Raw genomic sequence first — 24,880 nt, forward strand, 5'->3', positions numbered from 1 at the left:
TCGCGCGACCCCGAGTACCAGGCTGCCTTCCGAGCGGCCGAGATCGCCTACCGGCTCGGCGAGCAGGAACGACAGGCCAGGCAAGCGCCAGGATGGACTCCCGGTGACAGGCGAGATCCGGACAGGACGGTCTAGCGGTTCACTTCCGCCGCAGCTTCTCCGACCGTCTCATCGACACCGCCCGCACCGCTGATCGTGCCACTCCCCATGACTTCGTCGCCCACCTCGTCGGGCCGATACAGCACGACGGCCTGACCGCGCGCCACCCCGGTCAGCGGCTCACGAAGCCGAACGACGAGGCCGTCGCCAACCGCTTCGGCCACGGCAGGCGCGGTGCCGCCGTGCGCACGCACCTGCGCGACACAATCGATCGGGCCTTCGGGAGCCCGGCCGGAGGTCCAGACGGCACGGTCGGCGGTCACCGTCCACACCCGCAGGTCCTCGGCCGACCCGACGCGCACGGTGCCGGATTCGGGATCGATGGCGGTCACATACCGCGGCTTGCCGTCGGCGCCGGGTCCCGGCAGTCCGAGACCTTTGCGCTGACCGACGGTGAACCCGTGCACACCGTCGTGACGTGCCAGTTCCCGACCGTCGGAGTCGACGACGGCGCCCGGCCTGATACCGATCTTCGCACCGAGGAATGCCCTGGTATCGCCGGAGGGAATGAAGCAGATGTCGTGACTGTCGGGCTTGTTCGCGACCGCGAGCCCCCGCTCGGCGGCTTCGGCGCGAATCCGCGGCTTCGGTGTGTCACCGACGGGGAACATCGCGCGAGCGAGCTGTTCGGCGGTGAGCACGGCGAGCACATAGGACTGGTCCTTGTCGGCGTCGACCGCACGACGCAGCACACCGTCTTCCAGGCGCGCGTAATGACCGGTGACCACGGCGTCGAAACCGAGAGCGACCGCACGATCGGCCAGCGCCGAGAACTTGATCTTCTCGTTGCAGCGCAGGCACGGGTTCGGGGTCTCGCCCGCGGCGTAGGAGGCGACGAAATCATCGATCACGTCCTCCTTGAAGCGTTCGGCGAAATCCCAGACGTAGAAAGGGATACCGAGCACATCGGCGGCCCGCCTGGCATCGCCCGCGTCCTCCTTGGAGCAGCAGCCGCGCGAACCCGTGCGCAGGGTGCCCGGCGTCGCCGACAGCGCGAGATGCACACCGACCACATCGTGCCCGGCATCGACGGCGCGCGCCGCCGCGACAGCCGAATCCACGCCACCGCTCATCGCCGCGAGAACACGCATCACACACCACCTTTCGCTCCGGCCAGGCCCGCGGCCCTGGCGCGTTCCACCACCTGCGGCAGAACGGTCGTGAGGGCATCGACGTCGGCGACGGTCGAGGTATGCCCGAGAGAGAAGCGCAGCGAACCCCGCGCCTGCCACGGCTCGACACCCATGGCTATCAGCACATGACTCGGCGAGGCGACCCCGGCCGTGCAGGCCGAACCGGTCGAACATTCGATCCCGGCCGCGTCGAGCAGCATCAACAGCGAATCACCTTCGCAGCCGGGAAAAGTGAAGTGCGCGTTGCCCGGCAGCCGTCGCGCGCCGAGCGGGCCGTTGAGGATCGCGTCCGGAACCGTCTCCGCGATCCGCGCGATCAACTCGTCCCGCAACGCACTCGACTCGGCCCCGCGCGCCGCCATCTCCGCGACACCTTGCCGCAGCGCCGCCGCGAACCCGACCGCCCCCGCGATATCGGAGGTGCCCGAACGCAGGTCACGCTCGTGCCCGCCGCCGTGCATCAGCGGCACACACGGCACCTGCCTGCCGAGCAACAACACCCCGAACCCGTGCGGACCGCCGATCTTGTGCCCGGTCGCACTGACGGCCGACAACCCGCTCTCGGCGAAATCGACAGGCACCTGCGTGACCGCCTGAACGGCGTCACTGTGCATCGGCACCCCGAATTCCCGTGCCACCGCCGACAACTCACCGATCGGCTGCACAGCCCCGACCTCGTTGTTCGCCCACATCACGGTGACCAACGCCACCTCGTCGGCGAACTCGGCCAACACCGCCCGCAACGCGCGCGGCGACACAACCCCCTCGGCATCCACCGGCAGCCAACTGACCCGAGCCCCCTCGTGCCGCTCGAGCCACTCGACCGCATCGATCACCGCGTGATGCTCGACCGCACTGGCTACGATCCTGACCCGCTGCGGCTCGGCATCCCGCCGAGCCCAGAAAATCCCCTTGACCGCCAAATTGTCACTCTCGGTCCCCCCCGAGGTGAAAATCACCTCCGAAGGCCGCGCCCCCAGATCAGCCGCGATCGACTCACGCGCCTCCTCCAACGCCCGCCGCGCCGCCCGCCCCGACCCGTGCAGCGAAGACGCGTTACCCGGCCGCGCGAACGCAGCCGTCATCGCCTCGAGGGCGGCACCGAGCATCGGAGTGGTGGCCGCATGATCGAGGTAGACCGTCTGGGGCGCACCACCGGTGACCGAACCCGAAAAAGCCGACTTCATGACGTATAAAGCCTATCCCACCGTTGACCTGCGCATCTTCGGGGTATCCCCCCGCTGGTTACGAAATTTCTACGAATTCTCCACGAGATGCAACCCGATCCGCTCGCGCCGGTATTCCCGCAACCCTCGTGCCAGCACTTCTCCCAACGTCGAGGCCCCGGCCCGTGGGACGTCGAGCAGGTGGGTGTAGATGTCGAGCGCGGTGGTGTTGTTCTTGTGCCGCATCCGCCGGATGACGTCGGCGATGCTGTAGGCACTGGTGGCCAACAGCGACCCCGTGCAGGTGACCTAGCGAGTGGAACGCAGCGCATCTCGGGCACCGGCCGACCGACACACTGTCAACGAGGGAGGCCGAACCGCAACAGCGGTACGTCGAACAAGTCGGACTGCGGTGTCCGCAACAGATCGGGCGCGGCGATCTCGGTGACGATCATCTCGGTGAGGAACTGCACGCGGGCACCGAGTAGATGGCTGGTGTACCCGGTCGCCGATTGTTCCTTGAGGCCGACCGCGACGTGGATGTGTGGCGTGACCTCGCCGCGGCCGGGATCGTAGGCGAGAGTGCCGCCGCCGAAGGCTTCCACATTGCGTAGCTGCACTTTCGACCAGACCGGCGCGTCGGGGTTGTCGAGTCGTTCACAGGTGCCGACCAGATCGACCTCGCCGAACCCGGCGACGAACGACGGGATGAAACCGGCGCGCACTTCGTTGTCGCGGCAGAACTCGGCCAGGGCCGTGTAGAAGTCGTCGCCGTGATCGAACACGACCACGAAACTACGGCCGAGGACGATCTCGTGGGACCGCATCAGAGCTCCGCTATCGGCCAGGGCCAGGTGTGGGACGGGGCGTATCCACCGGCGACCGCGAAGGCTCGGCGCACGGTCGATCGGTCGCCTCCTGCCGCGAGGACGGTGTGCAGGAGGAGACGGGCTTTGAACGGGTGCAGGTCACCGGCACCGACGAGCCCGCGTGCGAGCAGGTCGCGTTCGGAACCAGGGAAACCATAGGTGGATTCGAGTACCGGCCCGGCCCCGACGCGGGAGGCCAGCACCACGGGAACACGCGCGGCGAGAGCTGCCAGGGCGGGTACCAGGACGGCGGGGACGTGGCCTGCTCCCATCGCGGCCAACACGATCCCGTCGACCCGATCGGCGACAGCCTCCAGAACAGCGCCGTCGTCGCCCAGAACGACGGGTACCAACGCGACGCGTGGATTCCTGCCGGGTCCGGTGGGAACGGTGTGGCGTTGGAGAGGAGTGCCGAGGAATCGGGGCGTGTGTTCCACAAGGTAGCCCAAGGGTCCGCCGGTGAGTGATCGGAAGGTGGCGGTGCTGGTGGTATGGGTTTTGCGGACGCGGCGAGCGGCGTGGATCTCGTCGTTGAACACCACCAGACAACCGTGTCCCCGAGCCTGCGGGTCGGCGGCGGTGCGGATGGCGGCCAGGAGGTTGGCGGGGCCGTCGGCGCCGGCGAGGGTGGGGTTGCGCATGGCTCCGGTGACCACGATCGGGGCCGGGCCGGGGTGCAGTAGGTCGAGGAGGTAGGCGGTTTCCTCGATGGTGTCGGTGCCTTGGGTGACCACGGTGCCGTCGATGTCGGCGGGTTGGTCACCGATCGCCGCGGCGAGTGCGGTGATGTCGGGGATGGTCAGCGACGCTCCGGGCAGTTGCCGGAAGTCGACGACCTCGAGGGTGATCGCGCTGTCGGCGAGTCCGGGCACGGCGGCGAGGAGTTGTTCGGCGCTCAGGCTCGGGGTGACTCCGCGAGTCTGGTCGCCGGACATGGCGATGGTGCCGCCGAGAGCGAAAACGGTGACACGGCGCGGTATTCGGGCGATGGGCACCCCTCGCAGCCTAGCGAGGATGGTGGCGGCCCTCGGCCAGGAATCGGCAGGCGCGGTCGAGCCCGGCCAGCGACAGCAGACGACTCCTCGGTTTGGTGAGACCGGTGGCGCCGCAGTCGACGAAGCCGGCTGCCGTCGAGCAGCGACGCCAAGTGCGCGTATCGCTCGGCGGTGTCGAATATCGTAGTGCGTGAGTAGTTTTCGCCGCTGGTGTCGGCACCCACGCCGAGCGGTGTCGTAAGGACCGGTATCGCTGGCGTGTGATGTTTTCACCACTTCGGAATCGGAGGGTCGCTAGGCTGGGGACTCGGTATGCGAATTGCTGGATTCGAGCGAGGAGTTGTTCGGTGCACGGCATCGAGTTGATCTCTGGAGACGGCCTGCGGCTCGACATCGCACTTCACCCGACATCATTCGAATCCGCACGTGGGCCGGTGTTGTTGGTGCACGGAATCACGGTCGATCTGGACGAGGGCGGTGGGATGTTCGTGCGTTTGGCCGAGCGGCTGGCCGAGTCGGGCTTCGACGTGGTGCGCTTCTCCTTCCGTGGACACGGCGGCAGCGAGGGCACCCAGCGAGGGGTGACCGTAGCCGGTGAATGCCTCGACCTGGAAGCCGCTGTCACGTTCACTCACGACCGGTACCCCGGACCGATGTCGATCGTGGCGGCCAGCTTCGGAGCCGTATCGACCCTGTCGACTCTGTCATGGCTCACCGAAGATCTCCATCGACTCGTTCTGTGGAATCCGGTCCTCGACCTACGCCGCACCTTCCTGGAGCCCGAACTGTCCTGGGGTGTAGCCAACTTCGGCGCGAGCCAGCAGAAGAGGCTGCGCGACAGCGGATTCCTTCGAGTGGACGAGGAATTCGAGCTCGGGCGAGTGCTTTTCCACGAATTCGAGAACTACGACCCGCTGGACGCGTTCCAGAACAGCACCGTCCCGACCCTGATCGTGCACGGTGATCGAGACACCGCGGTCTCCTACGAGATAGCGGCCGAGGCAGCGAGGACCCGTCCGGCGACCCAGCTACACACCGTGACCGGTTCCGACCACGGGTTCGACTCCCCCGACCGTGAAGCCGAGGCGATCGAGGCGACAGTCGCCTGGCTGATCGATGCACCGACCACGAAGCCATGAGTCCGGCGGATCTATCGGATCTGTACGGACCCGTCAGCCTCGGTGACGATGTGGTCGTCGGTGAATTCTGCGTTCTGGGGTTTCCCAGAGAGGCTCGGATTCAGGACGCGCAGCAGGGGCACCGAGTCGGCGGTGATCCCGTGGTGATCGGTGATCGAAGCGTGCTGTTCAATCAGGTGGTGATCCACGAGGGCACGATGCTCGGTGTGGAGACCGTGATGGAGGACCGCGCCCGGCTCGGGTACGGGTGTGTGGTCGGGGACAGAACGCGGCTGGTCCACGGTGCCTACGTCTGTGACCGACTCGTATCAGCAGTTCCGTCATAACGTAGGTCGAGAGGACTTGACCACCCGGGGGTTCGTCGATGAAGAAGAACACCATGAAGAACGCGGTCAAACGCGTGACTGTCAGCTGGTACGCCCGGATCAGCTGACGGTTCGCTATCCTGCCCGCCAGTCGCTGATCAGCAACAAAAACCCAACCCCGACCCCACAGCCCCGGCGAAAATCTAGGCAGACGATGCGGGACCGGGCCGAATCTGACCTTCTTATACGCAGAAATGTGTTCCGACGGTGTGGAAGTTCAGTGTTCCGAAGTCGGATGAGACCGACGCCTGCACGCATGCGGCGCTTTCAGGGTTCTCCGGTCGCACGTAACGGGTCCATGCGGATGTCCCGTTCTCGCCGGTGTAAATTCCCCCATCTTCCGATATCGCGGTACGACCGGCCACCGTGATTTCTTGACGCACTGTGACCGAGGACGAGTACAGTCCGCCGAAGAGGACAACTCGCGCCCAGTTGGCATGGCATTGCCAGGACCATCGAAGCTCAAGGTATCCGATCACGTTGCCTTTGGTGGGGCCACGCTCACCTGTGATCGGTCTCGATGCGACCACGTACGCGTCTTTGCAATCAGCAGCGTTGCCGTCGCCACCCTGCTCGTACGCATGAGCGAAGGCCGGGCCGACCATCGCCATGGCCACCAGTGTCGATGCGACAGCGATAGTCTTACGGATCATCGCGTTCATTCCCCTCTAACGGATTCGGCGCACGGGGCAAGGCCCAACCGAATTGCTTGGCTAGCAACGCTAAATTTCATGCCGTATTGTGTTCTGCGATCTGGTTTGGATACAGCGGGACGCAGATCGTCAGGAGACGTCGGGCATCCAGTTTGCGGACAGGCTTGAGCGACGCTACAAACAGATCGGCGGCTCGACCGTGACCTCAGTCGAACCGTTGGTCGCCGAACCGGTCGCGCACAAACGATCGGTTGGATCCTGCCGAACGATGACCATGGTGTACGCCGAATCGACATCGTGCTCGTCAGCGAACTGTCGACTCTCCCCCTGTGGTTCCGAGCGCCGGAAGATCGTGACGGTGATCCGGTTCCCGAACCCGGCGTGGTCTGTGCGAGTCACCTTCGCCCAAGCGGCGTTGCACCTCGTCGAGTAGAGGATCTTCAGCTCGAAGGCACCCCCCGCGGCGACAACACTGTTGGCGGTGACAACGTCCTTCATGCACTCCGTGTTGAGGGGATCGCCGCCGGTTACGATCGTCGGCGCCGCGGCTTGCGCGTCATCGCGCACAATCCACCCCGCTGTTACGGCCGTAACGGCGTTCGTGACGATGAGCAAGGCCAGCGTAACCACGGCCCATTTCCAGTGTCGAGTCACGGACATATACCTGCTCTCCTCTGCATGGCGTCGTTTCAGTCGTGACGTGCGGGGTCCACAAATCGGCTAGCAGATGTTTACGCTGCGCCCCGCAGGGAATCAATGGAAAGCTACCCGACGCGGGCAGTGGCTAGCAAACCGATTAATTCATTCGCAAAGTCGTTGCCTCTGCTATTTTTCCAGTTGAAATACCTTCCAGTTGGTTTACAATGGCGGATGGTTGTCAACGCACGCGTGTGTACGATGCGGTGGTGACCGAAAAATTGACTGTCGAAATCGAGGTAGTCGCCGATACTGCACGCGTCGCGGATGTGTGGACCGATGAACTCGCCAAGCGGATCAGATCGCGAGTCGACGGCACGGATCCCGATAGGCGGCAGTTGGACGAGACCCATCAGGATGCGGGAACAATCATCGCGCTCACCCTTGGCTCACCGGTGGCCGGGTTGCTCGTCCGCGAGGTCTCCGCGTGGTTGAAGTTGCGCTATTCCGCGACCATCAAAGTGACCCGGAAGAGCGCGAATGGCGAGGAGTACACCTGGGACCAGAAGGGACCGATGTCGAAAGAACAGGAGCAGTTGATGCGGAATATCCTTGACGGTCAGCAAGACGGAAACTGAAGCAAAAAGCTACCGGCACGCAGTCGCTATTGTCTGCGGTGCGAGCAACTGGCCGGTAGGCCCCTTCAGAGCGTCGACTGCGTTCGCAATTACAGCACGAGGGTGGTGCGATTATTTCGGTGACGGGCTAGGAATCCGCAGTGAGAACCTGCTAGACCTCTTCGACTCCGAGGAACTGGCCGATGCACAGCTGACAACAATCGCAGATTTCCTTCGCAAGCGCGCAGAAGCACTCCGCTGCGATAACGGCCAGGGCCTACTCGTTCTTTTCCTATACATCGGACACGGAACATTTACCGGCAAGAAAAGCGAGTATATCGTCCTGCTTCGGGCACGTGGTCATCTGCAAACCTTGCCGTCGTACATTTCGGTTGCTGCAATCGCCGAACTGCTCGAAGATGTGGTGTGCCGCAGTTCTCGCATTGTCGTGCTCGACAGCTGTTTCGCTGGAGCGGCGGTCGCAAGTTTCATGAGCGACCCGGCAATGCTGGAGGGGGTCAAGGTCCAGCAGATCCTGGATCACGACCCATTGTCCGCCGGTGTTTCCGTGCTGTGCGCGGCGAGTAGGGACGATGCGGCACAGTTCGATGAGCACGGGCGATACACCCTGTTCGGCAATGCCGTATTGACCGTGCTTTGGAGCGGCATCGCCGGGGACACGAAGCGACTGAGTCTGCGGCAGGTGTGCAACAACGCCAAAGACCTGCTCCGGCCAGCAGAATTACCGACTCCCGAGGTCCATAGTCCAGAGCAATCAGACTGCGACCTGGCCGACCTCGATATCTTCCCGAACCTTCAGTCCTCACAGTACGACTGGTACACGAAATATCTCGCCGAGGCGGAGCCCATCGTCCTGAGCAATACTGCCGCGCCGCAAAAGCCGCCGACCGTGCTGCGGAAACCACCTGCCGTGTCGGAAGCGAATACCCCGCGTAACCGGAGATGGCGACTCCCGGCGATACTCGGTGTGGTCGTCGTAGCGGGCGGAGTGATCCTGGGCGGCGCTCGCATCGTTATCGATTGGCCTACTACCTCGGCGGGATTCGACACCTCCCTGATCGGAGCCGATTCCTCCGATCGCGGGTGCGCCACCGACGCGCAAGTCTTGCGGGCTACAGCAGAAAATCCGGACTTCCTATTGGAAATCGTATGGTCCGCACACTGCAACACCGCCTGGGCCCAGATCACCTGGCGCCGCACTCCCGGCCTGCCCGAGATGATCGAAGCCAGGGTATATCCAAAGAGCCACGACCCCACAGGACCGGATGCCCAAAGCTCGGTCAAGCCAAACGTCGGCTTCACGCGGACCCACATGGTCGACCGAGGCACCCGCGGGTCGGTCTGTGCAATAGGAAACGTTGTCATCGACGGGCGAGGATCGCCATCACCCGTCGAATTATGCGGCTGATCGGTCCAACTCACCGCTCGCCCTGACGGGATGCCCACCCGAAAGATGGGAAGCCTGGTACGGCCTCGACGCTGGGCCAGCTGAGGTGATCTATCTATCCGGAAACAGTCGCGCGGGGGTCATCACCAGTCTGCTTGCCGCACACCCAACGCCTCCCAGTACGGCGATACCGCCCGCACACCACTGGCATCGATCCAAATAACCACCGAGGACCCCGTGCCTCCCGGCGCGTTCTGTCTCACACGCAACTCGGCGAGCAGCCCGGCGCTGACAACGACCTCGAATTCGCACCCAACGGGCGCGCCCTCTCCGCCTCTGAACAACCAGTACTCGGTCGAATCCTGCGCTCTGCTCCTGCGGCCGGACCCGGCGATCTGGACATACCCCGCCAACACCTGCCCTCGAGTGGTCGCGGCATCCGGTGGCCCGATTCGGGCGAGTACATCGGCCTTCGCCATTCCCGCTCGCAGCCCGCACACCGGATGCTGTGGCAGCGGCGGTTGCGGGACCGGTGGCCCCGACCTGAGCTGCGTGGGGCCCGACCCCGACTGTGGAGGTCGAACAGGCTGATTCTTTCTACGTCCGAACAGACCCACAGACGTCCTCCCCGACTTTCGTTACGTATCAACGGCTATGGTAATCCGCGCCGCGTCTGTGGACCTTGTTCGTTTCCGCCGATTCCACCCACACTGCGCACCGCTCGAACGGGCCGCGAGACCGAAAAGCGCTCAGCCTGGCGATCTTCTCGCCCGCTCGACCAGATGGCCACCCCGAGGCGAAGCCGGGACGGTCAAGGGTTCTTTCCCGATTCGTTCGGAACTGCCGAGCACCGCGCTCGGGTGGGATGTTGTGGGGGTCGGGTCAGAGATTGTCGACCGTAACTCCCGGGTGGCGTGGGTCGATCCGGATCACGGCCCGTTCGCGTGCGAGCGGGTTCCGATCGACGGCGGACAGTTCCCCGCGGAACATCGGAGTACAGACAAAAATTGGCGGCCCGGATTCAGCACTCGATCAGCTGGTCGGTGTTGTCTGTGCCTGCTACGGTTGGCCTGGGCTGTTCACGGGTGGTTCGCGAATTATGTTTTGTCGCAGAGGATTAGCCGCCATCCGCGCATCTTAGGGGGAAGCATGGCATTCCGATTCGGACGTAAGCGTCCTCGTGCCCTCGGGCCGCCGCCCGAGCCTCGGCACGCCCGCCCGAAGATCGGGCCGCCGCCGGAGCCGCCGCCCGAGCCTGGGCGCGCCCGCGCGAGCGAGCCCGCAAGCCGCTTTCAGGACAGCCGTGAGAAGGCCACCGGCCTTGTGGGAGTGGCGGAGGTGTTCGATGTCGCCGCCTCCGATGACATCGAACAGGATTTCCTGACCGTCGCACAGGTCTGGGGCGCCGAGCGAGTGCTGGACCTCGACCCCAAGGGCCTCGAGTGGCTGATCGAGAAGATTCTGGCCGACAACGCCTCCGAGGGCTTCTACAGCCACGGCATATTCGCCGAGATGGCACCCAAACAACGGCCCCCGCGGATCCAGTTGAACCTGACAGGTGTGAGCGGCGAAGAGCGGTCCTTCCGGATCGCGAAAAGGACCGAGGGCATATTCGCGGTGTACGGCCACGCGAGCATGTACGGGGTGCATCCGCCTCGCCCGCCCGCCGACGTGGAACGATTCGTCATGGTCTGTAGCGGGGCTTACCCCGACCACCAGGAGTCCTGGTGGTTGCTGCACGCGGTAGGTCTGCGCGCGAGCGTCGATGCCACCGGGGTACCGGCCTCCGCTGTCACGACGAGCACCGGACAACGTGCGACCGTCGCGGGGGCGAACAGTACAGTGGCCAGGCTCGCGGACGAAGCGCAGTTGGCTCCCGCCGCGCTGGAACGCACGTCGGCCTACATCATAGATGTGGGGCGGGGTCCGTCGGTGGTAGCCGTGGTATGGAAATCCGACCGGAACGAAGCCAACCCCTGGGTACGAACCCGCATCCCCTGGCACCTGGAAAAAGTCGAACGCACCAGCCCCGAGCTGGCTCACCGACCCGGTTGGACCTTCCTCGAGGACGAACCGGCGATGTCGTTCGTAGCCAACGCAAGTGACAAGACAGCCAGGCAATTCAAGGACGTCTTCATCGCGGTGAGCATCGTGCCCGAAACAGCGCCCGACCGTATCCTGAGCCGACTACCCGGCACGTTCGAGCAATGGTCCGATACCTTTCTGCACGACCTCGGCGCGCCACTGGGCGAGATCGACGTCGCGCTTTGGATCCTCGCCGCGGACGGCACCGAAAACAACGCGGTGCATCTGCTGTTCCTTCCCTCATATCACCCAGGTGTCGCGGTCATCCCGACAGACCTGATGCACTTGCCCTGAGCCCCTCCGCCGATGCCAACCGCCGTCGTGCGCAGAGCGGGACACAGCGGCGCACACCGGTCAACGCGGGTGCCCCGTTCTGTCGCATGCAGAGTGCGCGCCATATGCAGCGCATTCACTCGCAGTCTCGAATCCTTGGATTCGAGACTGCAACTCAGTGGCTCTCAGCTGGGGTGCTCTTGCTGTCACGAGCGCCTTGACCCGTTATTCTGCTTGTTCACGTAGTGGGATGGGAGGGGAGTTCGGTATGCCGGATCCCGTCGTGCACCGGCTGATCCACATTGATGAAAGCGCCGAGCAGCTACCGGATCGATCACGCGACTGTGTCCGATGGGATCCCGCCTCGATCCGCGAAACCGTTAGACGCTTCAATGTCGATACGATGCTGGACTGGATCCATACTTCGGCCGGCTCGATCGACCGGCCGCGGTGAATGCGGGCAGACCGCACCCCGAGCGCTCGCGTGCGGTACTGATCGGTGTCGGTGCCTACGATCACTCCGACCGGTTGCCTCCCATTCCCGCTGCCGCCCGCAATCTCATCGACCTGAACTGGCTGTTGACCGGCGAGGGGGGTGTCGTGCGCACTGAGAACTGCTGGACCGTGCTCGATCCTGCGGGCAGTGCCGAGGTTGGTGATCTGGTCGAGAGGTCTGCCGAGCAGGCCGGCGATATGTTGTTGGTGTACTACACCGGCCACGGGCTACTCGATCGCCGCGGTCGCCTGCACCTCACTCTGACCGGCACTCATCCCGACCGCGCCGGCTACACCGCGTTACCGTTCACGACATTGCGCGAGTCGATTCTCGACAGCCCCGCCACCACACGCATCCTGATCCTGGACTGCTGTTTTTCCGGCCGGGCGTTCGACGCCCTCAGCGATGGACCGGATGCCATCCTCGGCCAAGCCGACATCGCAGGCACCTACACCATCACCAGTTCCGCCAGAAACGAAACCTCCTACGCCCCACCGGGACACCGCAATACCGCCTTCACCGGCGCTCTGCTCGCGGCCGCCACATCCACACCCGGTCTTGTTCTCGATGACCTCTACACCCACACCCGACAACACCTGCGCCGTCACGGACACCCCCAGCCTCAACGGCGCGCCGTCGACACCGCCGGTCGAGTCGTCCTCTTCCCTCACAGTCCGTCATCTCGAAGCGTCGATGAACGCGGAAGGCCGTCGACGCCGCGAAGAGCAGATCGGCACCCACCCCAACGAACCCTTCACCCTTCCGTGATCGCACCGAACACCCTGACTACACAGTTCGAAGCATCACATCTGCCCCTTATCGAACCACCCACCTTCACCACGTCTCTCCCACCGGGCAATTACTGGGACGAACCGGTCAAGGCACGAAGGAACTTGCTCCGAGTGGGCGTGGTGGGAGCCATCGCGATATTGCCCATCGTCTTGGTGCTCATCATGTCGTTTGGCTTCCCATTCAGCACCGACACCCACAAAGACGCACCCACCACGATTACGCCGGCAGAGACGCGTCTGACCACGACGTCGGATCCCGCACCCGATCCACCGGTCTTTCCTGTGCCGCTGAGTACAACCACAACCCCGTTCATCGTTTTCTGACCTGCTGAACGGTGGGGCTGGGAGCCTGTGACTGCTGAGTGGTCATCGACTCCGCCGGTGAGGTCGTACACCTGTCGCTGCATCCCAACCCAGAGACCGCAGCCCAGGCTCTGCACGCGGCCGTGGCCTTGGCCGGGCCGGTCCGGGGCTGCCCGGTGAACAGTCGCCGCAGGTGGTCAGGGAGGGACCGGTACGCCAGCTCGATACCGGTACCCGGACACCCGTCCCAAGCAGGGAAACCGCCGCCTTGGTGAGGATCCCCGGGGCGCGGTGGGAGTGTCTGGTCACCTCCTTCCGGCGCAGACGAGACAGCTCGAGTACCGCGGTCGAAGCCCACTCCGTGTGACAGCCGAACGACCCGCGCAGCGCCGTCTACGGGGTATCCAGGACACCGGCCGGAACGCCGTAGGGCAGGAACCGCACCTTACGGCGTTCATCGATGTTGTCGCGATGCGCGCGCAGAGCCTCGAGCTCGTTCGGGAAGACCTGGTCGACCCTGGCCCGACCGTCCTCATCGATGGTGTAGATCGCCCACACCCCGCTCCCCGACTCACCGGTGGTCTCACCTTCGGGATTCGATGCCTCCTGCCACTCCGGTCGAACGAACTGACCGAGCAGCGCCATCAACGAACCGGACCCCGCGGTGTCCACGCGATCCAGGTACAGCCCGGCCTTGCCGAGCAACTCACGCAGCTCAGCGCCCGCCCCGCGCAACGCGCGGTCGAAATCGTCCGGATCGATACCGAAAGGCCCATTGGTTGCCATCGACTGTGCTCCCGTGAACGAGTTGAGCGCCGTACCGCCAGTGTCCACATCGTCGCTGGTATCCGCAACCGTCATCGGAACGCCGAACAGGATGCTCAGCGAATCCGCGAGCAACTCGCTGGGTTGATCGGCTTGCATCCGAGACGGTGATGCGGCGACTGGGCGACCTCATTCGACTTCGTCGGGCAGTTCTTCGATCTCCGAGATCTCGAATCGTGCTGAGTCTTCCTGCGCTCCTTGGTCCACGTCACGCGGGACCGCCTTACCCATCGCTTCCTCGACGAGTTCACACAGGCGAGCACGCCTGCCCACGAAATAGGCGTCGAAATCGTCGGCGCGCAGATGCTCGGCGGGCACCAGGTGGGCTTGCACCAGGTCGTTCAACCGGACGGAGGTGATCTGCGCCTTCTTCTCGATCGCAGCCAGGTAGATCGAAGGAGCCGATCCGCCGATCGTACGGTTGGTGACTGCCGAGATGGCGGTCTTGTTGACGATACTCTCCCGCCGTTCGTCGTCGATCTTGTGACCGTCGCACCACTTCTTGGGAAAGATGTGGTGGATATCGACAGCCAGACTGGTGTACTGCACTTTGTCGAGTGCTTTGTCCTCCATCCAATCGCGTGCCTCGTTGCCGAGCAGCAGCGCGTAGATGCCCTTGTACGCGGCGGCTTGGCGCGTGCGCAGGGAATGAAGACGGGACTCGACGAATGTCGCGTCGTTGACGGTATTCGGTATCGTGGCAGCATCATCGCCGCGAGCCCAACCCGGCACCTGCTCCAGGTCGCGAACGAAACGTGTCTCGATCGCGCCGCCGTAGAGCTCACCGAGAATGCCGCACCAGAACCATCGGACGAGTTTCTCCCGCGGTCCCAGTAGATCGGCATCGTGACCCATCACGACCCGGATCGCCGCCAGTGGCACCAACTGCTTGGGGTAGGGCAGGAATCGGGTGCCGAAGATGTGACGATCGGCCAAGAAGTCCGATACCCAGATAAACGCTTCGCGCAGCTGTCCTGCCCACTCGAGATAGTCGTCGAGTGTCAGCTTCAGGACGTCCTCGCGTTTGGCGGAGACAGCCGGAGGTCGTTTGCCGGAGTACTCGAGGTTCCGCTTGCGAGTGGCGAGCAGTGTTACCGCTTGCAGAAAGTCGGTGTTTTCGAGTCCGGCGAGCACCGGGTAGGGAGCGAACTTCGATTGCGTTTCCCTCCAGTCGTCGTTGAGACGGAAGTCGGTACCGTGCTGCCGAAAATAGTCCGCGTCGCCGGCGAACGCGGCGGTGAGGAGCTCGAAGACGTTGAGCGACAGTCCACCGACATTGACCTTCTCGAACACTGTCGCCACAGCGGACTTGCTGGTGTTCTTGTCCAGCTCGATCGCTGGAATATTATAGGAGGCGGCCGGTTTCAGGATCGCGGTGTTGAACGCCTTACCCAGATCGCGATCGTCGAAGTCGAACAGCCACGACATCGCGTCGCCGAAGAGCAAAGATACCGGGAACAACCCCGCCGCGCGTTCTTTGTCGGGTGTGGAGACATCTCGCTGGATGTCCTTACCGAAGTTTGTCCGCTCGATACCGTCACCGGGCAATGACACCACTGCCTCGTCCAGGCGGTCCTCGCCCTGCACCGCCAGTGCCATGTCGACGTAGTACCGCCGATCCATCCGCTTGCCACGACTGTCCATCGTGTGGACCACACCGCTGCCCGTCAGCGCTTGGGTGAGCGAAGTCAGCCGTTGTTGTCCATCGAGCAGCAACGATTCCGCATGCGTGCCGGGCACCACGTTCGTGCCTTCGATCGGTCGCGGTTTGAACCGGATCTGATCGTTCCCCGTCTCGAGGAGCATCACCACCCCCAGCGGATGTCCCCGCAGAATTGTGACCAGCAGTTGACGGATCCGCTCGTCTTCCCACTTGTATCCGCGCTGGAAGTCGGGGAGCTGGATCTTTCCGCTCGTTGTGCGGTCGAGGTAGTAACTCAGTTCGTAGAGCGGTGTCTGAAAACCCACTCGGCAGCCTCCGATACTGCGGAATCGGCACGGATTCGGTTCGGGCCGACGCGATTCGGCGCGGCGCGATTCAGCGTAGCGGGTAATCCCGATCTCAGGTTTGCGGGGTTGCGCGCGGCCCAGTCGTGATCCGCACCGACCAGCCGGTCGAGGCAAGGCGGTTCAGGAGGCTGGTATCGAAATGCATGGACGGAAAACTTCGGCCTACCAGGGTGGCCTCTACCTGAATCTCGCCACTCGCCCCGCCCTGCGACGTCACCGACCCACCCGCACTCAACTCGTCCAGGAAGGCGCCGATCTCTTCGTCCAAGTTCCAGTTCACGCCCACCCGATGGCAAGGCTCGTCGTCGATCTGCCTGGTCACTTCGGTACGGATGACTGGGATTTCACGGTCCGGATCATCGATCATCGTGCACTCCTAGATGATATCGACATCGAGCGACAGCCCAGACGAGGCCAGAAATGCCAGCGCCGCAGCCGATATCAGGACCACCGGCCAGCCATCGTCACCGGCGTCTACGGCGACGGTAAGACATCCGGCTATTCCCCGAGTCGAGAGAACTCGACCCAACGGTTCGCCGATCTGCGCGAGTTGTCCCACGGCACGGTCTATCTGCTCGCCAACCTGTCCGGCAACAGCACCCAGTCCGAGAACCCAACCATCGGAGTTCCTGCGAAGCTTGGGCGCCTGGCCTTGCTGCCCGACCCGCCATTGATCGGACGGCACGATACCCAGGGCGGCGGTCACTTCGTCCGGATCGAAGGAGCCGGTCAGCCTCAGAGAGACGGCCACTTCGACAAGTTCCTCGACAGTCATCGCAATCTGATCCCCGTCGGGTCCCCTGGACCATTCCCGCCTTTCGGCTTGATATACACGTTTCCTTTCCCATCCTTATATAGATCGTAGCGAGACGGAGGATCCGGCTTTATATCGTGCGGATCATATCCACGAGATTTCAGTTCTTTGATGTCTTTATTGGTCAGAATCTTATCCTGTGCAGGGTTCCGTGTCCGCTCCTCTGCACTATCCCATACCGGCTCGTCGCCTGCGGCATCGTCTATCGATGCTATCAGGACCGCAAGACCTGCTATGGTAACCAATCCGCCGGTCGCGAGCGCCGCAGTAGAAAAGCTGATTCCCGATAGGCCTCCAAGAAAGGTACCAACAGTACCCGCGATGGCCGAAGCGGCCGTGTCGAGAGCCATCCCTTCCAGCGTCAGCGCTTTGGGATTGCGAATCATAACCACCGAGACCGCAATAACGACCGACGCGCCTACGACGACCGCGGTGAACTGCGTATTGATGTCTGCCCGCATCGTAGACAAGGCGGAGGACAGCCTCAGAGTCGAGGCAGCGAAATCGGAGGAAGCCAATCGATCTCGCCAGCGCTGGTCGCGAGAGTGCGCAGATGGTCAGTCAGGTAGGGGATATCCTTTGCGACATCGGAAGAATATGCCTGCTCGAGACCTTCCGCCACCAACCGCAGACGAGTCTGCGCACCGAACACGCTGGGATGATCGGCAAAGGTCTTCCACGCGGTCGCTGCGTTGCCGAACTTGTCGGTATCGCTGTCCGGGATCTCGCCGCCGGCGATCTGTGCGACCACCTTTTCGTACAAGCCGGGAAACTCCGATTCGAGCCCCCGACCATTGGCACGCGACGAAGCGACGCCGATCACCGAGTCCGCGCCGTAGGGCAACTCCGTGGGAATCGCTGTTGGAAGCGTTGGAGCAGCACCCTTATCCGGACTGCGATTCGCCTTATACTCGCCGCAGGCCCAGTTGTAGCCAGCAGCTGTCAGGACATCACCGAAATGCTGCAAAGCACGAGCGAAGTTCGTTGCCACCAGAGTGAATGCGCCTACCCGCTCATCGTACCCGGATGACCATGTCTTGATCGCTTGATAGCCGCCCGCCATACCGCCAGTGGTCAGCAGGACTCTTTGCAACGGATTGTATGCTTCCTGGAATTGCTTGGATATCGCGTAGCATTCGCTGGCCGCACCATAGTAACTTCGTGGCGCTACCCGCATTTCAGCCTCGCACCATACGAAGATTCATCGACTCGGCGTCGGCATACGCCGCATGTGCAACCCTGGCCGAATTATGGATCAACGTCAACCCCTCGGCCATTTCGCGAGCGCCGACCACCCACTCCTCGTGCGCGTCCGTATATGCCGATGCGGCCACGCCTGACCATTCTCCGCTGGCGAGGAGACTCGACACAAGACTGTTTAGGTTCTCCAGATACTCGGAAACAAACCCCGACAATCCCGCCAAACGTGCGATCAGCTGATCGAGGTGGGCGAGATCGACCGAAAATTCCGCACTCATGGCAGATCTAGACTGTGAATAGCCGCGAGTGCACCCGCGTTGGATTCGTCACGCTGACGATAGCTTTCGGCGGTGACGCCCAGCTTCGTCGCCAACTCTTCGAGCGCTGACACAATCACCATCGCGCCGTCGTAGACCTCGGTCCACCCGGTCGCGAACTCGTCCGCTGCGGCACCTGTCCAACTTCCGCCCGCAACCGATCCCACCTCGGCGCTCGCGGACCTCAGCGCGCTGGTCAACGCTTCGACAGCAGCAAAGGCGTACCGGCCGACGTTCTGCACGCTTTCCGGGACCACTGTCAGCGAAACACTCTCTCCCCCTGCTTGGCTCCCTCGCGGGATGTTACCCGGGAGTCACAGTTTCGACAACGGCCCGACAGAGCCCTAGCACAGGAGACGACCGGGCTGCCGCGTGACTGGCCTCGGCCATTCATACGTGGTGAGCCCGCGGTGGCCGGGGAATTACAAAGGGTGCTCCGAGCTGCGATGATTCGATTTGCATAGGGTCGATGGCGCTCATGCGCTACATATCGAGATAGCAGCTTCCGCCGGAAATCCATCGAACTGTGCGACAGCGCCTTCAGCAGTTCGCTCGGAACGGAAACAGCCGAGCACTCAAGCGGCCTTGCGCACCTTGTCGACCGCGTCGGTGAACAACTTCGTGAAACTCGACTCGTTCGGTGCGTCGCGCTCACTGCTCACGTGCAACGAGACGGTGACTCCGCGCAGGACGGCGTGGCCCGTGTAGTCGATGCTGGTCGACGGTTTGCGCTCACCGTATGTCGAGATGCTCGTGGTGCGGTAGACAATGGCCTCGATGCCCTTCAGCGCGGCAGGGACGGTGAGTGCCTCGACTTTGGTCAGATAGGTGGTCGTGCCTCCCTCGTCGACATGGGTCATGGTGACCTCGGAGCAAGCCTGGTTGTCCGCGCTGATTCGGGACAGATCAGCGGCGCTGCCCGCGATGGTTTCGGTGTACACCGCTCCGGATCGTTCGTCCTTGGCGCCGACCACAGCGGATTGCGCCAGCAGATCCTTGGTCTGGTCCCTGTCCTCTTGGCCGATGCGCGCGCAATCAGGTGGAGTGACGGGGACACCCTCGAGGGCCTCGGCTGCGAACTCGGCCACCTCGAGCAGGTCGGCTATGGAGACTTCTTCACGCTTGGCTCCCGCGGGGAATTCTTGTTCGGTCAGCAGCAACTGCTCTCGGGCGGTGCTCAGCGGGGCGGTTTCGGTCGCGCCCATCGAATCGTCGTTCGATCCACACCCGGCCACGATGACCACGCCTGCCGCCATGATCATCGCACCTAGTCGGGCCGCGCCACACAGCTTGATCATGTCCCCAGCATGCCGGCCGAATCCGCACTGAAGGAACCCTTTTCGACTTATCGGCCGTCAATCGCACTTACCCGAGTCGGTCGCGATCCCGGTCCTGAGCGACAGGCCGAGCATCAACCACCGGCGAAGAGTAACTCCGGCAAGCTCAGAAGAGGCTGCACTCCGGGATGTTGTACATAGCCGACGATGAAATCGCCGGCACGCATGTCGCGACCCTTGACCTCAACTATGGTTGAGAATTTATCGTGAGGTCGTGAATATTCGTCCTGTACTCCATGATTCGAACCGGTCAGCGGAAGCCGCCGAGCAAGCTGAAGAGTTGGCTCAGGTACTGCAACGAGCGCTTGTCGAGTCCGATGCCGACCTCTACGACAGTCGATTCGCCGCGGATATCGTATGGGGAAGCCCGAAGGGCGCGACCTTGATCGGCTACGACAGGCTCAACGCCATTCATCACGAACTCATGCGTGCCGGTGTCGCTCCGCCCTCGCGTTTCGAAGTCGTCAGCGCTCACGCGCCCGCGCCGGGTGTGATCGTGGCTCAAATCCGGCGCCGCGCCCTCGAGGGGGCCGGGTTCTCGGAATCGGCGATGTATGTGCTGATCGAACGCGATGGGCATTGGTGGTTGACTGCCGCGCAGAACACGCCGATCACAACATGAAGCGAGGGCGCCACGGGAAACCGATCCGACAAGCGCCGTCTGGGTCGCGGGGATCGTGTCTCCGGGAAAGCCGTGGCACGGGCACGCCTTACGTTCAGGCCGAGGCTCGACCCGGTGCCGTGCATAGGCGCAGAAGGTCGGGGCTCAGTCCCGCGCCGTCGAGGGGCCCGGCGACTCGGTGAACCCCGCGCGCACCCCGCTGCTGTTGACCGCCCATCGATCCGGCTGTTCCGAACTCGCACACCGTCACCGGTGGAGGCGACATCGGTGATGTTCAACACCGCCGACACCAAACCCTCCACAAGTGGGCGCTCGACAACGTCTCCGACCCGAACAGTAGGAAGGCAATCCGATCAGGATCCTCGTGCAGCCCTCACGCCGGAAGTGATTGCGTCCCATCGGCTCGCTGCCAATTCGCCCCCACCGGCATGTGTTCCGGGGGCCGTGATCGTTTCGATACCCATTCTCCTGGAACAGAAGTTCACGCTCAGGGGTGACACGGACCACTTCATAGGCAAGAGCAACGCAATCGGAAAGGGCGGGCTGCTCATGTACTGGAATGTGATCGTGCTCGTGATCGCACTGATCGGGCTTCTTGTGCAGGTGGGACAGGCGGTGATCGCGCTGAGCCAGTTACGGCAAGGGCGACGATCGGGCGCGTCTTCGACATTGCCGTGTGGATCGAGTGCGGCGGGGTATATGCGCACCGGGACTCGCGACGACATCGCGGGAACGCCTGACTCTCAGACCGGGGGAACACAATGATCAAGGTGACCGACAGGTCCATGACAAGTAATCTCACACCAGAATGCGCTTGGTCGGTGGCCGGTGTCTGGTACGTGAGCTGGTTGCCTGCCGTCGGGATGAGCCGGCGCGCGGCCATGCTCGAAATGACCATCGATGACCTGCTCAGCGATCCCGACCTCGTCGACGATATCGAGATCTTCGGCATCATCGCGCACGACGGCGAGCAGATGGGCGTTCCCGCCCGCGCGGCCGTGCTCGCGTTGGCCACTCGGATGCTCGACCGGCTCCAATCCGCCCCGCGGCTCGCTACCGCTCTCGTCACCGCCGAGAGCGCGGCCGAGCGGGCCGAGGAACGAGCCCGTCGACACGAAACAGGCGAAGACCAGGCCGAGTTCACCACCTTCTACCGCAGTTTCGTCGCTCAATTGGTGGCTTTCCTCATCCGCCATGGGGCCCAGCGCGCGGACGCCGCAGACCTCGCCCAGGAAACGATGATCGAGGCATACCGTTCCTGGGCGAGGATCACTTCGCCGACGGCATGGTGCTTCCACGTCTCCTACCGCAAACTCCAGCGCAGCCGGGCCTCGCGCACCGAGGTCGCCAACGAGGCGCTGCCACTGCCGGAACAGCGCTCGCCATTGTGCACTCCGGACATCGAGCTCGCAGACCGCGATTTCACACAGCGAATACTCGCGCTGTTGCCACATCGACAACGCCAGGTCATGGCGTGGACCATGTTCGGCTTTACCCCGAAGGAGATCGCCGACGAACTGAAGATCACCCCCGAGGCGGTTCGTAGCAGCCTCAAGAAGGCCCGCCAGACACTGGCCACCACCCTCGACCGCGGAAGCAGGCGGCACCGATGAGCGAGTCGACAGAAGCAGTCAACAATGTGTTGGGCGAGGAGAACCGCGCACTCATCGCCGAACTGACCGAATCTCTCGACATCGAGGCGGGCCTACGTGACGCGCTCCGTCGAGCCGCACCGACTCGCTCCACCCGCGGAACTCTCTGAACACGAAGCCTGCACCGCTGCGCTCGACCAGAGCCGCGACACCGACATTGTCTGTCTCCGCTCGCGATTCGTCACCGCTGTTCCGAACGGATCCGATCAAACCTCCCGCCATGCGGGCGATCCGGGCGCGCACCGGGTTCCGACCATCGTGGCCGAATCCGCGTGCAAATGGGAAAGCCTTGGAGCATAGGTCTTTCGGGCGACGACTGCGGCCCTCAGGTCGGTTCCGAGTCGGTGAGGGCGGGGGTTCGTACCCATTTGTGGATGGAGGGGGCGAGCCAGCGTTGGAGGTAGGCGCGGAGTTCGTCGTTGGTTCGCTCGGGGGTGCCGGGGTCGGACAGGAACGATTGGACTACGCGTTGGATCCATTCGACGAGTTCGTCGAGCATCGTCATGGACAGGGGGGTTTGCGTCCAGTCGACGGCGGTGCGTTCCAGTAGGAGTGCGCGGGCGATGGTGCGGGTGGTGTCGGAGGTGACGGTGCGCAGCAGGGTGTGGGACGGCTCGTCGTAGAGGAGTTGCAGGTACGGGTCGGTCGGCACGCGGGCGACGATGAAGGCGACGCCTTCGACCGCGGCTTCGGCCAGGTCGTCGTAGCCGTGGAGTTTGTCGCCGAGTTGTTGCATGAAGTCCTTGGTGCCCTCGGCCGCGGCCGCTTGCAGTAGCGCCGCGGTGCTGGGGTAGTACCGGTAGACGGTGGCGCGACTGAGCCCGAGGTCGGTGGCCACGTGCGCGATCGTGGTTCGCCCGCCGCGGTCGAGGATGCTGCGGTGCGCCGACTCGAGAATCCGCTGCCTGGCTTCGTCGTCGGTCGCCGGGGGATGCCCCAGCCATCCACGGGTTCGCATATCAGGAATCTAACGCCTCGCCTTCACCCGCTGGTCGTGGGTTGTCGGTGCGCGGGTTGCCGACACCCCCTAGACGATACACTCTACGAAAGCGTATCGTCTGTCGAGTCGCGGACACCAGGCAGTCGCGACCCCACGCGACCCACGGGCGACGCGGGCAACAGCGAACAGACCCCGCCCCCGGCACGTGACCGTTCGAGTACCGGGTCGCGAGCGATCGAATCGATGGAATACAGGACACGAAATGTGGCAAGAAATAGTGCGATTGGCGGCGGCGTGGGGTGGCATGTGCGCCGTCATCTACTTCTGGTACTGGATCATGAGTCGAATCGGGACATTCTGATCCGATGACGCCGAGGTGATTAATACTCGGCATATTCTCCAACACAGTTCGACCGCAGTATTCGGCTGCGGTATTCGAGCACGCCCGCATATCCCCGAAAGGGCCCTCTCCGAGGAAATTCATCGTGAACGAACAGGACCGCCGGCGACGCCGCGCGTTGATCGTCTTCCAGGTCTGCATGTACGGATTCCTGCTGACCATGTTCTTGATCCAGCTGAATATGTACGCGACGCGAGATTGGTAGGCGACCATGAATTTGCCGTCCTTCATCCGGCCACGCACCACCGCGACCGGCGACACGGCGACCTACGACGAGCACTACGACCGGTCGCGGCAGGCGCAGCGCGAAGCCGACCGATGGCTGATCGTCGGCACCGCGCTCATGGGCAGTCTCGTGCTGGGATTCATCGGTCTGCCCATCTTCATGCGTGGCGTCTGGATGTTGCGCAAAGCGCAGCAAGATGGCCTTTCGGTGCGGCCGATGATCGTCACCCTCATCGGCTACCTGGTCGTCCTCGACGCCGCCATCAACAGCATCGGCTGGGTGCTCGACGTCTTCGCCAGCCACAGCCTGATCAACCGGGTCTTCTTCACCGCGTGGGGAAACTTCTTCGACAACGGCTATTTCTGGCACTACAACGAATGGTGGATCGGCGGCTCGGCCGCGCCGGGAGAAAAGGGCTGGGAGATCGCCTGCATATTCGTGGTCTTCCCCATGCGGATCGCCGCGGGCATCGCTTTTCTGCAGATGAAGCGGTGGGGGCATCAGTGGATGGTCGTCACCTGCTGGATGGGCGTTGTCATCTGGGTCGGCTACATCACGAATATGACCATGTACGCCGATATCCGCTTCGACGGCACCGTGCTTCCGGTCATCGGCTGGTGGCTCTACGACATCTTCTACATAACGCCGTTCCTGGCGATCCCCTATCTCCACACCGTCAATCGGGAAATATTCTCCGACTGAACGAAATCGAGGAATCGACGGATCATGACCGATCGAAAAAGCACCGCGAGCGAACCGGATCTGCCGTCCGGCACCACCCCGGCGTTCGCCAGGATGCACAAACTACTGCAACGAGGAATCTTCGTCTGCCTGTTCGCGCTGGTCATCGAGGGCGCGTTCACGGTTCCAGCGCTCGCCATCTGGTACGGATACCCCACGCTGTCGCTGACCGAGATCTGCGGCGAACTGATGAAGGTCCGATTCCACGACGACAACGCCGAATGCGAATACCCGTACCCGCTCAGCGGGCCGCCCTACGGCGGAGCGCCCGAGGCCGCGAATCAGACTACAGCACAGGATGATTGGGGTGTCCAACCGAAGCCGCGATACGACCGGATCGGATTCCGCGAACTCGTTCGGCTCCACGACGAACGCCTCGCCCGCGAAGCCGACCGGACGGCCGCCCCACCGAAGTAGGCCACGACCGTGCGTGCGGCGGTGCTCGAGCTCGAAAAGGCCTGGGCGCCGCCGCCGCGCGAAGGTCAGAACAGGCTGCACTCCGGGATGTTGTACATGGCCGCCTCACCGGCGCTGATGGTTCCGTATTGGAGAATCGTCTTGATGGTGCAGACGAGGTGGCGGGTGTCGGCGGAACCGGTGCCCGCGGAGCCGGTATCGGCGGTGGCCATGGTGGATGCGCCAAGGGTGAGCCCGGCGGCCGCGATCGCGACGAACGCGCCACGCGTCAGAGTCGACATCATGTGTCCC

At 63.4% G+C, this 24,880-nt stretch carries 31 protein-coding genes; 12 read left to right on the forward strand and 19 right to left on the reverse strand.

Going from position 1 to position 24,880, the window contains the following annotated elements; all coding sequences use genetic code 11:
* Positions 1–131: 131 nt before the first annotated feature.
* The 5 genes from mnmA to IT779_RS34570 all read right to left on the reverse strand — a co-directional run bounded on the left by mnmA (position 132) and on the right by IT779_RS34570 (position 4,322).
* On the reverse strand, positions 132–1,250 hold the full coding sequence (gene mnmA, locus IT779_RS34550) for a tRNA 2-thiouridine(34) synthase MnmA (protein ID WP_196153687.1): 1,119 nt from the start codon (positions 1,248–1,250) through the stop codon (positions 132–134).
* On the reverse strand, positions 1,250–2,479 hold the full coding sequence (locus IT779_RS34555) for a cysteine desulfurase family protein (protein WP_196153688.1): 1,230 nt from the start codon (positions 2,477–2,479) through the stop codon (positions 1,250–1,252). The genes mnmA and IT779_RS34555 overlap by 1 nt, the downstream gene beginning before the upstream one ends.
* A 69-nt stretch (positions 2,480–2,548) precedes the next feature.
* Complete coding sequence (locus IT779_RS34560) at positions 2,549–2,746, reverse strand: hypothetical protein (protein ID WP_196153689.1); 198 nt, start codon at positions 2,744–2,746, stop codon at positions 2,549–2,551.
* A gap of 71 nt (positions 2,747–2,817) precedes the next feature.
* Positions 2,818–3,285, reverse strand: a complete 468-nt coding sequence (locus IT779_RS34565; protein WP_196153690.1) for a PPC domain-containing DNA-binding protein — start codon at positions 3,283–3,285, stop codon at positions 2,818–2,820.
* Positions 3,285–4,322, reverse strand: coding sequence for an asparaginase (locus tag IT779_RS34570; RefSeq protein ID WP_198429260.1), 1,038 nt, complete (start codon positions 4,320–4,322; stop codon positions 3,285–3,287). The genes IT779_RS34565 and IT779_RS34570 overlap by 1 nt, the downstream gene beginning before the upstream one ends.
* A gap of 347 nt (positions 4,323–4,669) precedes the next feature.
* On the opposite strand from IT779_RS34570, the gene IT779_RS34575 reads away from it, so the two are divergent.
* Positions 4,670–5,461, forward strand: coding sequence for an alpha/beta hydrolase (locus tag IT779_RS34575; RefSeq protein WP_196153691.1), 792 nt, complete (start codon positions 4,670–4,672; stop codon positions 5,459–5,461).
* Between the two features lie 11 nt (positions 5,462–5,472).
* On the opposite strand, the gene IT779_RS34580 is transcribed toward IT779_RS34575, so the two are convergent.
* From IT779_RS34580 to IT779_RS34590, 3 genes are all read right to left on the reverse strand, one after another.
* Positions 5,473–5,649 carry a hypothetical protein gene (locus tag IT779_RS34580; protein ID WP_196153692.1) on the reverse strand — a complete coding sequence of 59 codons (177 nt, stop codon included), beginning with the start codon at positions 5,647–5,649 and terminating at the stop codon, positions 5,473–5,475.
* A 359-nt stretch (positions 5,650–6,008) separates the two neighbouring features.
* Positions 6,009–6,479, reverse strand: a complete 471-nt coding sequence (locus IT779_RS34585) for a DUF2690 domain-containing protein (RefSeq protein ID WP_232542373.1) — start codon at positions 6,477–6,479, stop codon at positions 6,009–6,011.
* 174 nt (positions 6,480–6,653) lie between these two features.
* Positions 6,654–7,139 carry a DUF2690 domain-containing protein gene (locus tag IT779_RS34590; RefSeq protein ID WP_196153694.1) on the reverse strand — a complete coding sequence of 162 codons (486 nt, stop codon included), beginning with the start codon at positions 7,137–7,139 and terminating at the stop codon, positions 6,654–6,656.
* Between the two features lie 245 nt (positions 7,140–7,384).
* Between IT779_RS34590 and IT779_RS34595 the strand changes: the two genes are divergently transcribed.
* The 5 genes from IT779_RS34595 (at position 7,385) to IT779_RS34615 (ending at position 13,109) form a co-directional block, all read left to right on the forward strand.
* Complete coding sequence (locus IT779_RS34595) at positions 7,385–7,753, forward strand: hypothetical protein (protein ID WP_196153695.1); 369 nt, start codon at positions 7,385–7,387, stop codon at positions 7,751–7,753.
* Positions 7,728–9,161, forward strand: a complete 1,434-nt coding sequence (locus IT779_RS34600; protein WP_196153696.1) for a caspase family protein — start codon at positions 7,728–7,730, stop codon at positions 9,159–9,161. Before IT779_RS34595 ends, IT779_RS34600 begins: the two co-directional genes overlap by 26 nt.
* Before the next feature lie 1,044 nt (positions 9,162–10,205).
* A complete protein-coding gene (locus IT779_RS34605) occupies positions 10,206–11,519 on the forward strand; it encodes a hypothetical protein (RefSeq protein WP_196153697.1) in 1,314 nt (437 codons plus the stop codon).
* Positions 11,520–11,766: 247 nt separating this feature from the next.
* On the forward strand, positions 11,767–11,952 hold the full coding sequence (locus IT779_RS34610) for a hypothetical protein (protein ID WP_196153698.1): 186 nt from the start codon (positions 11,767–11,769) through the stop codon (positions 11,950–11,952).
* Positions 11,949–13,109 (forward strand): caspase family protein, encoded by a 1,161-nt coding sequence (locus tag IT779_RS34615; protein WP_196153699.1) that lies wholly within the window; start codon positions 11,949–11,951, stop codon positions 13,107–13,109. The genes IT779_RS34610 and IT779_RS34615 overlap by 4 nt, the downstream gene beginning before the upstream one ends.
* Before the next feature lie 372 nt (positions 13,110–13,481).
* On the opposite strand, the gene IT779_RS34620 is transcribed toward IT779_RS34615, so the two are convergent.
* The 9 genes from IT779_RS34620 to IT779_RS34660 form a co-directional block, all read right to left on the reverse strand.
* On the reverse strand, positions 13,482–13,874 hold the full coding sequence (locus tag IT779_RS34620; RefSeq protein ID WP_196153745.1) for a hypothetical protein: 393 nt from the start codon (positions 13,872–13,874) through the stop codon (positions 13,482–13,484).
* Between the two features lie 168 nt (positions 13,875–14,042).
* The gene (locus tag IT779_RS34625) at positions 14,043–15,881 is read right to left on the reverse strand and encodes a GmrSD restriction endonuclease domain-containing protein (RefSeq protein ID WP_196153700.1); all 1,839 of its coding nucleotides are present in this window, start codon (positions 15,879–15,881) and stop codon (positions 14,043–14,045) included.
* 94 nt (positions 15,882–15,975) lie between these two features.
* Positions 15,976–16,290 (reverse strand): hypothetical protein, encoded by a 315-nt coding sequence (locus IT779_RS34630; RefSeq protein WP_196153701.1) that lies wholly within the window; start codon positions 16,288–16,290, stop codon positions 15,976–15,978.
* Between the two features lie 9 nt (positions 16,291–16,299).
* Positions 16,300–16,698, reverse strand: a complete 399-nt coding sequence (locus tag IT779_RS34635; RefSeq protein WP_196153702.1) for a DUF4279 domain-containing protein — start codon at positions 16,696–16,698, stop codon at positions 16,300–16,302.
* Positions 16,695–17,198, reverse strand: coding sequence for a polymorphic toxin type 33 domain-containing protein (locus IT779_RS37310; protein ID WP_198429262.1), 504 nt, complete (start codon positions 17,196–17,198; stop codon positions 16,695–16,697). Before IT779_RS37310 ends, IT779_RS34635 begins: the two co-directional genes overlap by 4 nt.
* 23 nt (positions 17,199–17,221) lie before the next feature.
* Entirely contained in the window at positions 17,222–17,914 is a 693-nt protein-coding gene (locus IT779_RS34645; protein WP_196153703.1) for a hypothetical protein, read from the reverse strand.
* Position 17,915: 1 nt separating this feature from the next.
* Positions 17,916–18,215, reverse strand: a complete 300-nt coding sequence (locus tag IT779_RS34650) for a WXG100 family type VII secretion target (protein WP_196153704.1) — start codon at positions 18,213–18,215, stop codon at positions 17,916–17,918.
* Positions 18,212–18,511 (reverse strand): WXG100 family type VII secretion target, encoded by a 300-nt coding sequence (locus tag IT779_RS34655; RefSeq protein WP_332839095.1) that lies wholly within the window; start codon positions 18,509–18,511, stop codon positions 18,212–18,214. Before IT779_RS34655 ends, IT779_RS34650 begins: the two co-directional genes overlap by 4 nt.
* Positions 18,512–18,829: 318 nt before the next feature.
* Positions 18,830–19,552 (reverse strand): hypothetical protein, encoded by a 723-nt coding sequence (locus IT779_RS34660; protein ID WP_196153705.1) that lies wholly within the window; start codon positions 19,550–19,552, stop codon positions 18,830–18,832.
* Positions 19,553–19,805: 253 nt separating this feature from the next.
* Between IT779_RS34660 and IT779_RS34665 the strand changes: the two genes are divergently transcribed.
* The 4 genes from IT779_RS34665 (at position 19,806) to IT779_RS34680 (ending at position 21,975) form a co-directional block, all read left to right on the forward strand.
* Entirely contained in the window at positions 19,806–20,213 is a 408-nt protein-coding gene (locus tag IT779_RS34665; protein ID WP_196153706.1) for a DUF4440 domain-containing protein, read from the forward strand.
* A 444-nt stretch (positions 20,214–20,657) separates the two neighbouring features.
* Positions 20,658–20,978 carry a hypothetical protein gene (locus IT779_RS38350; RefSeq protein ID WP_232542374.1) on the forward strand — a complete coding sequence of 107 codons (321 nt, stop codon included), beginning with the start codon at positions 20,658–20,660 and terminating at the stop codon, positions 20,976–20,978.
* Between the two features lie 20 nt (positions 20,979–20,998).
* Positions 20,999–21,826 (forward strand): RNA polymerase sigma factor, encoded by an 828-nt coding sequence (locus tag IT779_RS34675; RefSeq protein WP_198429263.1) that lies wholly within the window; start codon positions 20,999–21,001, stop codon positions 21,824–21,826.
* Positions 21,823–21,975: a hypothetical protein gene (locus IT779_RS34680; protein ID WP_196153708.1), complete on the forward strand. Its 153-nt coding sequence runs from the start codon at positions 21,823–21,825 to the stop codon at positions 21,973–21,975. The genes IT779_RS34675 and IT779_RS34680 overlap by 4 nt, the downstream gene beginning before the upstream one ends.
* Positions 21,976–22,190: 215 nt before the next feature.
* On the opposite strand, the gene IT779_RS34685 is transcribed toward IT779_RS34680, so the two are convergent.
* The gene (locus IT779_RS34685) at positions 22,191–22,823 is read right to left on the reverse strand and encodes a TetR/AcrR family transcriptional regulator (RefSeq protein WP_196153709.1); all 633 of its coding nucleotides are present in this window, start codon (positions 22,821–22,823) and stop codon (positions 22,191–22,193) included.
* Between the two features lie 593 nt (positions 22,824–23,416).
* Here IT779_RS34685 and IT779_RS34690 point away from each other — a divergent pair.
* Positions 23,417–24,133, forward strand: a complete 717-nt coding sequence (locus IT779_RS34690) for a hypothetical protein (RefSeq protein WP_196153710.1) — start codon at positions 23,417–23,419, stop codon at positions 24,131–24,133.
* A gap of 24 nt (positions 24,134–24,157) precedes the next feature.
* Complete coding sequence (locus tag IT779_RS34695; RefSeq protein ID WP_196153711.1) at positions 24,158–24,589, forward strand: hypothetical protein; 432 nt, start codon at positions 24,158–24,160, stop codon at positions 24,587–24,589.
* A gap of 65 nt (positions 24,590–24,654) precedes the next feature.
* Here IT779_RS34695 and IT779_RS34700 read toward each other — a convergent pair whose 3' ends face one another.
* Positions 24,655–24,870, reverse strand: a complete 216-nt coding sequence (locus tag IT779_RS34700) for a hypothetical protein (RefSeq protein ID WP_196153712.1) — start codon at positions 24,868–24,870, stop codon at positions 24,655–24,657.
* Between the last annotated feature and the right edge of the window lie 10 nt (positions 24,871–24,880).

The sequence above is a fragment of the Nocardia bovistercoris genome, from assembly GCF_015674855.1.
Taxonomy (GTDB): domain Bacteria; phylum Actinomycetota; class Actinomycetes; order Mycobacteriales; family Mycobacteriaceae; genus Nocardia; species Nocardia bovistercoris.